At 63.4% G+C, this 10,814-nt stretch carries 9 protein-coding genes and 1 rRNA gene; 5 read left to right on the forward strand and 5 right to left on the reverse strand.

From position 1 onward, the window contains the following. Positions 1–548, reverse strand: a 16S ribosomal RNA gene (locus tag ACO6VM_RS22120); the annotation flags it as partial. A 559-nt stretch (positions 549–1,107) separates the two neighbouring features. Between ACO6VM_RS22120 and ACO6VM_RS22125 the strand changes: the two genes are divergently transcribed. After that, a complete protein-coding gene (locus ACO6VM_RS22125; RefSeq protein ID WP_401058694.1) occupies positions 1,108–1,989 on the forward strand; it encodes a formate/nitrite transporter family protein in 882 nt (293 codons plus the stop codon). On the opposite strand, the gene ACO6VM_RS22130 is transcribed toward ACO6VM_RS22125, so the two are convergent. Then, positions 1,990–3,084: an MBL fold metallo-hydrolase gene (locus ACO6VM_RS22130; RefSeq protein ID WP_422403829.1), complete on the reverse strand. Its 1,095-nt coding sequence runs from the start codon at positions 3,082–3,084 to the stop codon at positions 1,990–1,992. A 126-nt stretch (positions 3,085–3,210) separates the two neighbouring features. Between ACO6VM_RS22130 and ACO6VM_RS22135 the strand changes: the two genes are divergently transcribed. Together ACO6VM_RS22135 and ACO6VM_RS22140 are read left to right on the forward strand one after the other, a co-directional pair. Beyond that, positions 3,211–4,287, forward strand: a complete 1,077-nt coding sequence (locus tag ACO6VM_RS22135) for a diguanylate cyclase (RefSeq protein ID WP_390969348.1) — start codon at positions 3,211–3,213, stop codon at positions 4,285–4,287. 51 nt (positions 4,288–4,338) lie between these two features. After that, positions 4,339–6,921: a bifunctional diguanylate cyclase/phosphodiesterase gene (locus tag ACO6VM_RS22140; RefSeq protein WP_422403830.1), complete on the forward strand. Its 2,583-nt coding sequence runs from the start codon at positions 4,339–4,341 to the stop codon at positions 6,919–6,921. A 7-nt stretch (positions 6,922–6,928) separates the two neighbouring features. On the opposite strand, the gene ACO6VM_RS22145 is transcribed toward ACO6VM_RS22140, so the two are convergent. Next, positions 6,929–7,249: a DUF2025 family protein gene (locus tag ACO6VM_RS22145; protein WP_125857685.1), complete on the reverse strand. Its 321-nt coding sequence runs from the start codon at positions 7,247–7,249 to the stop codon at positions 6,929–6,931. A gap of 104 nt (positions 7,250–7,353) precedes the next feature. Beyond that, positions 7,354–8,265 (reverse strand): LysR family transcriptional regulator, encoded by a 912-nt coding sequence (locus ACO6VM_RS22150; RefSeq protein ID WP_422403831.1) that lies wholly within the window; start codon positions 8,263–8,265, stop codon positions 7,354–7,356. A 115-nt stretch (positions 8,266–8,380) separates the two neighbouring features. Here ACO6VM_RS22150 and ACO6VM_RS22155 point away from each other — a divergent pair, with 115 nt between their 5' ends. Next, positions 8,381–9,139: an SDR family NAD(P)-dependent oxidoreductase gene (locus ACO6VM_RS22155; RefSeq protein ID WP_153786213.1), complete on the forward strand. Its 759-nt coding sequence runs from the start codon at positions 8,381–8,383 to the stop codon at positions 9,137–9,139. On the opposite strand, the gene ACO6VM_RS22160 is transcribed toward ACO6VM_RS22155, so the two are convergent. Further along, positions 9,136–9,915: a LysR family transcriptional regulator gene (locus tag ACO6VM_RS22160; protein ID WP_422403832.1), complete on the reverse strand. Its 780-nt coding sequence runs from the start codon at positions 9,913–9,915 to the stop codon at positions 9,136–9,138. The genes ACO6VM_RS22155 and ACO6VM_RS22160 overlap by 4 nt on opposite strands. A gap of 101 nt (positions 9,916–10,016) precedes the next feature. On the opposite strand from ACO6VM_RS22160, the gene ACO6VM_RS22165 reads away from it, so the two are divergent. Then, entirely contained in the window at positions 10,017–10,745 is a 729-nt protein-coding gene (locus tag ACO6VM_RS22165) for an SDR family oxidoreductase (RefSeq protein ID WP_125462924.1), read from the forward strand. The last annotated feature ends 69 nt before the right edge of the window (positions 10,746–10,814 follow it).

Here is a 10,814-nt window from a genome sequence, read left to right on the forward strand (position 1 = left end):
TTAACGCTTGCACCCTCTGTATTACCGCGGCTGCTGGCACAGAGTTAGCCGGTGCTTATTCTGTCGGTAACGTCAAAACAGCAAGGTATTAACTTACTGCCCTTCCTCCCAACTTAAAGTGCTTTACAATCCGAAGACCTTCTTCACACACGCGGCATGGCTGGATCAGGCTTTCGCCCATTGTCCAATATTCCCCACTGCTGCCTCCCGTAGGAGTCTGGACCGTGTCTCAGTTCCAGTGTGACTGATCATCCTCTCAGACCAGTTACGGATCGTCGCCTTGGTGAGCCATTACCTCACCAACTAGCTAATCCGACCTAGGCTCATCTGATAGCGCAAGGCCCGAAGGTCCCCTGCTTTCTCCCGTAGGACGTATGCGGTATTAGCGTTCCTTTCGAAACGTTGTCCCCCACTACCAGGCAGATTCCTAGGCATTACTCACCCGTCCGCCGCTGAATCGAAGAGCAAGCTCTTCTCATCCGCTCGACTTGCATGTGTTAGGCCTGCCGCCAGCGTTCAATCTGAGCCATGATCAAACTCTTCAGTTCAATACTGCTTGGGTTTTTAAGAAACCCTAAACTTGGCTCAGCAATCTCAAATGACTATGTGATTTCTCGCATGGCCACTTGTGATGCTGATAATCTTTTTGACTATCAGTCCGTACTCACAAGCACCCACACGAATTGCTTGATTCAATTTGTTAAAGAGCGTTTGGTTAAGAGCTTTTCGTCTCAACCGAGGCGCGCATTCTACGCTTTCCTCATTTGCTGTCAAGCGTTTATTTTGAAGTTCTTTCCGAGAAACTCGTTTAGCTTCAACCGCTTAACTCGCTGCGATCTCTCGTAGCGGGAGGCGAATCATACAGCGTTACAACCTGCTGTCAACCGCCTTGTTGAAGTTATTTTTCGAAGCTGCTTCTTTCAAAACACCTTCAACTTCAACAACTTACTGCTTCCTTCGCTGCGTTCAACGCTGCGAGGAGGCGAATAATACGCGCTTTGAACTCAGAGTCAACACCTTGATCTTGAAAAACTTTCTGACCGCGCCTGGCAACTATTGCCCGCCCCTTCCGCTCTGTAGATAAACCCCCTGCGGAGCCTGGCAATCATGAGCGATGCACAAAGCGACAAGACCCCTGGCCTGTCGGCGGACGAAGAGCAGGAAGCAAGCCACAACCAGCCACCCCGCGCGGCAGTGCTGCACGAGATCATCCGCTCGCAGGGTGATCAGGAGCTCGAGCGCACACTCGCCGCACTGTGGTGGTCAGCATTGGCAGCCGGCTTGACCATGGGCCTGTCATTGATGGCGATGGGCTTGTTCTACGCCCGACTGCCCGAGGGCGACAGCGCCCAAGTGATCGCCAGCCTCGGTTACAGCGCAGGCTTCCTGGCAGTAATCCTCGCCCGCCAGCAACTGTTTACCGAAAACACCCTGACTGCCGTGCTACCGGTGATGACCACCCCTACCCTGGCCAACCTCGGCCGCCTGTTGCGGCTATGGACCATCGTCCTGCTCGGCAACCTGACCGGTACCCTGCTGGTAGCCTGGGTGATGCTCGAACTGCCGATCTTCGACAGCAAGACCGATATCGCCTTCCTCGACGTTGGCCGCAAGGTCATGGAAAACGACCTCAGCCAGATGTTCGCCAAGGGCATCGTCTCGGGCTGGATGATCGCCACCATGGTATGGATGATCCCGTCCATGGAGCACGCCAAGATCTGGATCATCCTGATGATCACCTACCTGATGGCGCTGGGCGACTTCACCCATATAGTCGTGGGCTCGGTCGAGGTGTCCTACCTGGTCTGGGCCGGCGAAGAAACCTGGCGCACCTTCTGGCTCGACTTCGCCCTGCCCACCCTGGCCGGCAACATTATCGGCGGCAGCTTCATCTTCGCCTTGATCAGCCATGCCCAGGTTCGCAGCGACAGCGGCAAGCCACCCTCGCAGCTATTAAAGAAAGAGAAACCGCCGGCAAACGAAAACTAGCTAGCGCGCAGCTACCGCCCGCTGGGCAGACTTGCCCTGCCGCCGCAACGGCTGCGGTCGCCACCAGTTCTGCCCGGCGTGCGGCGAGTCGAGGCTGACCCGCTCGCCCATCTGCGGGGTGCTCAATTGCACCTGCGCGGCATTGGCCAACGCCAGGATGCGCTCGAAGGGCTCTTCCCAGGCATGGATGGAAAGATCGAAAGTGCCATTGTGAATCGGCAGCAACCAGCGCCCTCGTAGGTCCAGGTGCGCCTGCAGGCTCTGCTCGGGCTGCATGTGTACGTTGGGCCAGGCCAGGTTGTAGGCACCCGTTTCCATCAACGTCAGATCAAACGGCCCATAACGCTCACCGATTTCACGAAAACCGTCGAAATACCCGGTGTCACCGCTGAAGAACAATCGCAGCCCCTCATCGATCATCACCCAGGACGCCCACAACCGACGGTTGCTGTCGAACAGGCCGCGCCCGGAAAAGTGCTGCGCGGGCGTAGCGACAAAACGTACCCCTTCGATTTCGGCCTGCTGCCACCAGTCCAGCTGCCGCACCTTGGCCGCCGGCACGCCCCATTCGATCAGCAGGTCGCCAACGCCCAGCGGTGCGAGGAAATGCTCGGCGCGTGGCGCCAGGCGGCGAATCGCGTCTTCATCAAGATGATCGAAATGATCGTGGGAAAGGATCACCGCCGTCAGCGCTGGCAAGTCATCAAGCGCCAGCGGTGGCGCGTGAAAGCGCAAGGGCCCGGCCCACTGCACCGGCGAGGCGCGCTCGGCAAACACCGGGTCGGTAATGAAGAAGCGCCCGCGCAGCTTAAGCAACACCGTGGAGTGGCCCAGCCGCCACAGGCTGTGGTCCGGTGCATCGAGCACCTGCTGGCGGGTCATGGGCTGCAGGCCTGGCGCAGTGGCCGGGCGAGTCTCGGGCGGCTTGCGCAGCAACAGGTACTTGAAGCCGATACGCAGCTTCTTCCACACACCGTCCCGGGGCAGTTCGGCCTGGTTATAAAAGCGCCCGTCCAGGTGCGGTGCTGGCTCGCCAGCCGATGAAGCCATGGGTGCCATGAGCAGGAACACTCCAAGCAGCAAGAAAGCCTTCATGTTACTCCACGGGGGTCGCATCAACCGTGAATTGGCTTGCAAGGCCATTCTTAGCCCATGAATGATTGTTCAACAATATTCATACAACTTATGCGATAAACGGCGCTCATCAGAAGAACCACAACCATGATCGACAACCGCAGCGGTAAGGGACTTTCTTTCGTCAGGCGTATCTACCTGCCGCGCATCATCGGTCTGGGTATCGGCCTGTTCAGTGTCATGGCCGCCGTCGCGCCGTTGCAGTTACCGCATTGGGCCTGGGCTTTGCTGCTGTTCAACGGCATCGCCTGGCCGCACCTGGCGTACCAGTGGGCACGTCGCTCGGCCACCCCCTACCAGGCCGAACAACGCAACCTTGTGCTCGACTCGATGATGGGTGGCTTCTGGACCGCAGCCATGCAGTTCAACCCCCTGCCCAGCGTCACCATCCTGTCGATGATGACCATGAACAACGTCGCCGCCGGGGGCAAGCGCATGCTGCTGCGCGGTCTGCTGGCCCAGGCCGGCGGCATGGTGCTGGCCAGCGCCCTGCTCGGCACCGGCCTGCAGACGCAGGCCACCCCCTTGCAGGTCCTGGCCTGCCTGCCGATGCTCACCCTCTATCCGCTGGCATTGGGCTGGGTCTGCTACCAACTGGCGATCAAGCTGGCCGAGCACAAGCGCCGGCTCAGCGCCCTGAGCCGCACCGACAGCCTCACCGGCCTGCTCAACCACGGCTCATGGAAGGACCTGCTGCTGCTCAGGTTCCAGGCCTGCCAGCAGCAACAGTTGCCTGCCGTGATTGCCCTGATCGACATCGACCACTTCAAGGCCATCAACGACACCTATGGCCACGTGGTCGGCGACTGCGTGCTGCGCCAGCTCAGCGAGGCGCTCACGCGCAACCTGCGCGACGACGACCAGGCCGGGCGCTATGGTGGCGACGAGTTCTGCGTGATCCTCCCCGGTGCTCAGCAGGCCCAGGCCTGCCAGGCCATGGAACGCCTGCGCGAACAGGTCGCGGCCTACCGCAACCCGCAGCTTCCGGACCTGCGCATCAGCCTGAGCATCGGCCTGTCGGCCTGCCACCCTGGCCTGCACACACCCGAGCACTGGCTGCAGGAAGCCGACCAGGCGCTTTACGCCGCCAAGCATCAGGGCCGCGACCAGGTCAATTTCGCCCGCGGCGAAGTCACGCCGCTCAGGCTGGCCTATCCTGACTGAACCTTCCTCCAGCCCCTGGGCGAAGGCTGCAGTTCAAGGAGCCGAACGCGCATGGACAGGAATGTCGACCGCTCTGCCACCCGCCTCACCTCTCATCTGCAGGTACGCCGCCTGGTCGGCGGTTTCTGCGCCCTGTTCGGCCTCGCCTGCCTGATAGCCCTTGGCGCCCTGTTCAACATTGCCGCCACCCTGGACCGCCAGGAGCAGGAACGCAGCAGCTTCCACGCCACCCAGGCACTGGAGCAAAGGCTGCTGGCCTCACGCCAGTTCCTCTCCAGTTACGCGGTATGGGATGCCGCCTACGAGCACCTGGCCGGCAAAGTCGACTGGCAATGGGCCTATGAAGAGAAGAACGTCGGCGAATCGCTGTACAGCGCCAGCGGCTACGAAGGCGTGTTCGTGGTCGAGGATGGCGGCACCACCTACGCCCTGTTCAAGGGCAAACCCACCGACTCACCCGCCACCGCCTATCTGGACGCGCCGCTTGCGCCGATCCTCGCCCAAGCGCGCCACGCAGCGCCGGCCCGTGAGCAGATCACCCGGTTCGTGCGCTTCAACGGCTGGCCGGCGGTGCTCAGCGCCGCCGCAGTACGCCCAGACAAGGACGTGCTCGAAGGCGACGTCCGCCAGGCACCGGTGATGCTGTTCATCGACCAGCTGACCGAGGCCAAGCTCACCCAGCTTGGCGAGGGCGCCGGCCTGGCCGGCATGCGCCTGGAGAAAAATGTCGCAGGCGCCCGTCAAAAGCCGCACATCGACCTGGGCGACACCGGCTATCACCTGGCCTGGAACAGCCCACAACCCGGTCGCCAATTGCTCTGGGCCTTCCTGCCACCGCTGCTTGGCGTGCTGCTGGTGATGGGCCTGGTGCTGCTGTACCTGTTCCGCCACGCCTTGCACAGCTCCCGTGCCATCGACCAGAGCCTGTTGCGCCTGCAACAGAGCAACCAGGCACTGGAAGCCAGCGAACAGCGTTTTCGCGCCGTCGCCGAAGCAGCATCCGACTGGATCTGGGAAACCGACCGGCATCACCGCCTGACTTATCTGTCACAACGCTTCGTCAATGTCACCGGCTACCGCATCGAAGACTGGCTCGGCCAGCCCCTCAACCAACTGCTGTCCTGCGACACCACACCCCTGTTGCCCTGGCTCGACACCCAGACCGACAGCGACCCGCAGCAAATGGCCAACCTGCGCTGCACCTACTACGACCCCAACGGGCAAAGCCGCTATTGCCGGATCTCGGCGCGCTCGATCCTGTTCGACGGCCGCCTCGCCGGCTTTCGCGGCACCGCCAGCGACATCACCGACGAAGTCGCCGCCCATGCACGCATCCAGCACCTGTCGATGCATGACGCCCTCACCGGCCTGGCCAACCGCAACAAGCTCTCGCGCCACCTGGAGCAAGCCCTGTTGCGTGGCAATGACAGCCCTCCCCTGACCCTGCTGCTGCTCGACCTGGACAGTTTCAAGCTGATCAACGACTCCCTCGGCCATACCGCCGGTGATGCGGTACTGCAGGAGGTCGCCGCGCGCTTGCGCGATGCCACTCGCGACGACGACCTGGTGGCCCGCCTGGGCGGTGACGAGTTCGTCCTGGTGCTGCATGGCCTGGACAACCGCAATGAAATCGACCGCTTCTGCGCACGCCTGATCGAGCGCCTGCAGCAACCGATCCTGTTCGACGACCAGCCCTTGCACATCGGCGCCAGCCTGGGCATCGCCCAGACGCGCGCCCAGGGCTTCGATGCCGGCGAGCTGATCCGTTGCGCCGACATCGCCCTGTACCAGGCCAAGGCCGACGGCAAGAACACCTGGCGCTACTTCTCGCCAGAAATGAACCAGCAGATCCAGTACCGTCGCCAACTGGAGAACGACCTGCGACGCGCCATCAAACAGCACGAATTCGTGTTGCACTACCAGCCACGCTATCGCCTGGACGACCTGCGCATCGTCTCGGTCGAGGCGCTGCTGCGCTGGCAGCATCCCCAGGAAGGCCTGCTCGGCCCCGACACCTTCATCCCCTTGGCCGAACAGAGCGACCTGATCGTCCCGCTTGGCCGCTGGGTGCTTGGCGAAGCCTGCCGGGCCGCCCGCGATTGGCCCGACGAACTGCTGGTCTCGGTCAACCTGTCCCCGGCACAGTTCTCCCGCAGTGACGTGGTGGCCGATGTGCGCGAAGCCTTGCTGCAAACCGGTTTCCCGGCCCAGCGCCTGGAGCTGGAGATCACCGAGAACGTCATGCTCAACGACATCGAAGGCGCCCTGGGCACCATGCTCGCCCTCAAGGAGCTGGGCGTACGCCTGAACATGGACGACTTCGGCACCGGCTACTCATCGCTGGGCTACCTGCGCACCTACCCCTTCGACAGCATCAAGATCGACAAACGCTTCATCGCCGGCCTGAACAACCAGAACGGCAATGACCGGGCCGTGGTCCAGGCGATCATCAACCTGGGCAAGGCCATGGGCCTGACCGTCACCGCCGAAGGCGTGGAAACCGAGCAGCAGCTCAAGGCGCTGGGCAAGGACCGTTGCCATGAGGTGCAGGGCTACTACCTGAGCCGCCCGGTGGACCGTGAAGGCTTCGAGGCGCTGCTGGCAGGGCATGAGCAGCGCCACGATGCCGGCTGAGGCGGGCTCAGCGCAGGCGCCGATCGGCGACGATTTCCGGCAGGTCGGTGCGCCGCAGGTACAGGCGCAGTGGCTCGCCGATATTCAGCCGGTCATCCACATGCTGGTCGAGCAGCAACGCCAGGCGCTCGCGGCACAAGGCCATGCGCTGCTCGGCTTCGGGCCGCCAGACGAATTCGCTGCAAGGGGTGATGCTGGCGTCGGCCACGTCCATGCCGAAGGCGTCTTCAGAGAAACGCACGATATGGGTGCCGCGCTTACCGTGGAAACCGACGAAGCCCTTGAGCTGATCGGCGGCGTTGCAGATGTCCTGCGAACTGATGGCCATGACGTAACCTCACAAAAAATTCGGAAGTGACGCACGCCGGGCGGGAACGGTTGCCTCTGGCGGGCAACGCGCGGATGCCAGCCTACCGCAATTGCCAGGGATTTTCAGCCCGGCGGCGGGTCGACCTGTGACGCCAGCAACGCCGCCAGCCAATTCATGAACGCCTGGACCCGCCGCGGCACATGGCGCTGCCGCGCATACAGCAGCGACACCGGCATGGCCGGTGCCTGCCACTGCTCGAGCAGCGCGACCAGCTCGCCACGTTGCAAGTGCTCGGCAACGCCCACCGCCGGCACCTGGATCAGCCCGAGGCCCGCCAGGCAGGCGGCGGAATAGGCCTCGGCGTTGTTGACCGTCACCACCCCGGCCATGGCCTGGAAGCGCAGTTCGCCGCCGTGCAGGTACTCGAAGCCCTGGCTGCGCGCCCCAAGGCTGCGCACGTAGTGGACCAGCCGATGCCCCGCCAGGTCTTCGAGCCTGCGCGGCACGCCGTGGCGCTCAAGGTAGGCGGGGCTGGCGCAATTGCGCATGCTCAACTGCCCCACCGGCCGGGCGACCACGTCCAGGTCGCTCAAGGCACCGATGCGCATCACGCAATCAAAGCCCTCGCGCAGCAGATCCACCTGGCGGTCGGTACAACTGATCTCCACTTCAAGCCGTGGATAGCGCTCAAGGAACTGTGGCAAAGCCGGCACGATGACCCGCCGCGCCATCATGGTCGGCAAGTCGATGCGCAGGCAGCCGGCAAGCTCGGCGTCGTCGGCGCGGAACAGGCTTTCGATCTCGTCCATCCCCGACAACAGGTCCTTGCTGCGCTCGTATAGCAGCACCCCATCCTGGGTGGCCTGCACCCGGCGCGTGGTGCGGTTGAACAAGCGCGTGCCGAGCAGTTGCTCCAGCGCCCGCACCTGCTCGGAGACGGTCGAACGCGGCAGCCCCAGGCTGTCGCCGGCCAGGGTGAAGCTGCTCAGCTCGCTGACCCGGACGAATGTGCGCAAGAGCTCCAGCTTGTTCATCCGCCACCTCATTTGTCCTGAAAAGACGAACAGTATTTCCGGTTTCGCTGGATTTAACAGCCATCGACCGATCAATAACCTGTCCGTAACAGCCATCGCCCATGAGGTAACCGACATGACCCGCAAGATTGCCCTGATCACTGGCGCCAGCCGCGGCCTGGGCCGCAACACCGCCCAACACCTGGCCGCCCGCGGCATCGACATCATCGGCACTTACCACAGCAAGGCCGACGAGGCCCAGGCGGTGGCCGCCACTCTGCAAGCGGCCGGTGTACGCGCCGCCATGCTGCAACTGGATGTCAGTGACAGTTCGAGCTTCGCCGCCTTCGTCGAGCGCCTGGGCGACACCCTGCAGCAGCAGTTTGGCAGCCAGCAACTGGACTTCCTGGTGAACAACGCCGGGATCGGCTTGAACGTACCGTTCAGCGACACCAGCGAAGCACAGTTCGACCAGTTGCTGAATATCCAGCTCAAGGGCCCGTTCTTCCTGACCCAACGCTTGCTGCCGTTGCTCGCCGATGGCGGGCGCATCGTCAACATCTCCACCGGCCTGACCCGCTTCGCCCTCCCCGGCTATGCCGCCTATGCGGCGATGAAAGGCGCGATGGAAGTGCTGACCCGCTACCAGGCCAAGGAACTGGGTGCCCGTGGCATTCGTGTCAACATTCTTGCCCCGGGCGCCATCGAGACCGATTTCGGCGGTGGCGTGGTGCGTGACAACCCGCAGGTCAACGACTTCATCGCCGGCAACACCGCCTTGGGGCGGGTCGGAGTGCCCGACGACATCGGCGCGGCCGTGGCTTTGCTACTCGAAGACGGTAACGGCTGGATCACCGGGCAACGCCTGGAAGTTTCCGGCGGTATGTTCCTTTAATCGCCACCCAGTGCCTGGTGCAGGCTGGCCAGTGCCGGCAGCGCCAGGGCCTCGCGGGTCAGGCACAGGCCGATCCGGCGGCGCAGCGCCAGCCCGGGGCCTGGCTGCCAATACACCCCAGGGTGGCGTTCGGCCAACGACTGCGGCAGCCACGCCGTACCCAGGCCGGCAGCCACCATGGCCAGTGCCTGTTGCAGCGAAGCGGCCTGCCCCACCTGCTCACCTTCGCCATAAGCGGCCATCAGGCGTTGGTGAGAAGGGTGCTGTGGGCAACTGATCCAACGTCCATCCGGCTGGCTACCGGTGGCCGACACCAGCACGAAAGCCTCCTCCCATAACGGCAGGAACAACTCGTCCTCGCAGCGCTGCTCCTCGTCGGCCAGCCGCGCATCGCCGGCGCAACCTTCGAGCAAGGTCAGTTGCAGCCGCTCCACCGCCTGGTTGGCCAGGCGCACACAAGCCTCGACCTGGGCTGGCGCGATATCCGCCTCGATCCCCAGCGTCAGCGGCACCTGTTCGCGCCCCTGGCGAAAACGCAGGCGCAGGGCCTCGGCCTCGGCCACCATGCGACAGGCCTGGGCATACAGTGCGCGGGCCTGCTCGGTGACCTCGACGCCACGGGCCTGGCGTACGAACAGCTCGGCCCCCAGGTCATCCTCCAATTGGCGAATGGTCACCGACAGCGTTGGCTGGGCCACGCACAGGCGCTGGGCGGCCATGGTGATGTTGCGCTCCTCGAACACCGCGATGAACGCTTTGAGATGACGGATATCCATAGTTGAAACCGATGCCAGCCAAAGAAAAAAGCCGTTTTTCAAGGTTTGCAGCACTACCTAGAATTTCGACCATCGAAAACGATTATGCCTCGGAGGCCATCATGCACAAGCCCCTCATCATCATCACCGGCGCCAGTTCCGGCATCGGCGCCGCCACTGCCCGCCTGTTCGCTGCCGCCGGCCACCCGCTGCTGCTGATCGCCCGGCGCCTGGAGCGCTTGCAGGCGCTGGCGCTGCCCAACTGCCTGTGCCGCGCCGTGGATATCCGCGACCGCGCGGCGCTGGTGGCCGCCGTACACGAGGCCGAGGCCTTGCATGGCCCGGCCGATGCGCTGGTGAACAATGCCGGGGTGATGCTGCTGGGGCAAATGCACGATCAGGACCCGGAGCAGTGGGAGCGCATGTTCGACATCAACGTCAAAGGCCTGCTCAACGGCGTGCACGCGCTGGTCGGCGGCATGCGTGAGCGTCGGCACGGCACCTTGATCAACGTCAGCTCCGTGGCCGGACGCAAGACCTTCCCCAACCATGTGGCCTATGTCGGCAGCAAGTTTGCCGTGCACGGCCTGTCGGAGAACCTGCGCGAAGAACTGGCGCCGCACAACGTGCGGGTAGTGACCATCGCACCGGGCGCGGTGGAAACCGAGCTGCTCGGGCATACCACCGACGAGGGCATCAAGCGCGATTATCAGGCATGGAAAGCCAACGACATGGGCGGCGTGGTGCTGGCAGCGGAGGATGTGGCGGGCGCGATCCTCTGGGCGTACCAGCAGCCGCAGCAGGTGTGCATTCGCGAGATCGTGCTGGCAGCGACCGCGCAGCAGCCTTGACGCAGTGGTCCATCGCGGGGGGGGGGGAACCACCCCCCACCCACCACCCCGGCGGGGAGGGGGCGAGGG

Origin of the sequence: Pseudomonas sp. GZD-209 (genome assembly GCF_049310485.1) — a bacterium.
Taxonomy (GTDB): Bacteria; Pseudomonadota; Gammaproteobacteria; order Pseudomonadales; family Pseudomonadaceae; genus Aquipseudomonas; species Aquipseudomonas sichuanensis.

Coding starts and splice junctions, on each gene's coding strand:
- ACO6VM_RS22125 (WP_401058694.1), top strand. CDS start 1,108: ATGAGCGATGCACAAAGCGACAAGACCCCTGGCCTGTCGGCGGACGAA.
- ACO6VM_RS22130 (WP_422403829.1), bottom strand. CDS start 3,084: ATGAAGGCTTTCTTGCTGCTTGGAGTGTTCCTGCTCATGGCACCCATG.
- ACO6VM_RS22135 (WP_390969348.1), top strand. CDS start 3,211: ATGATCGACAACCGCAGCGGTAAGGGACTTTCTTTCGTCAGGCGTATC.
- ACO6VM_RS22140 (WP_422403830.1), top strand. CDS start 4,339: ATGGACAGGAATGTCGACCGCTCTGCCACCCGCCTCACCTCTCATCTG.
- ACO6VM_RS22145 (WP_125857685.1), bottom strand. CDS start 7,249: ATGGCCATCAGTTCGCAGGACATCTGCAACGCCGCCGATCAGCTCAAG.
- ACO6VM_RS22150 (WP_422403831.1), bottom strand. CDS start 8,265: ATGAACAAGCTGGAGCTCTTGCGCACATTCGTCCGGGTCAGCGAGCTG.
- ACO6VM_RS22155 (WP_153786213.1), top strand. CDS start 8,381: ATGACCCGCAAGATTGCCCTGATCACTGGCGCCAGCCGCGGCCTGGGC.
- ACO6VM_RS22160 (WP_422403832.1), bottom strand. CDS start 9,915: ATGGATATCCGTCATCTCAAAGCGTTCATCGCGGTGTTCGAGGAGCGC.
- ACO6VM_RS22165 (WP_125462924.1), top strand. CDS start 10,017: ATGCACAAGCCCCTCATCATCATCACCGGCGCCAGTTCCGGCATCGGC.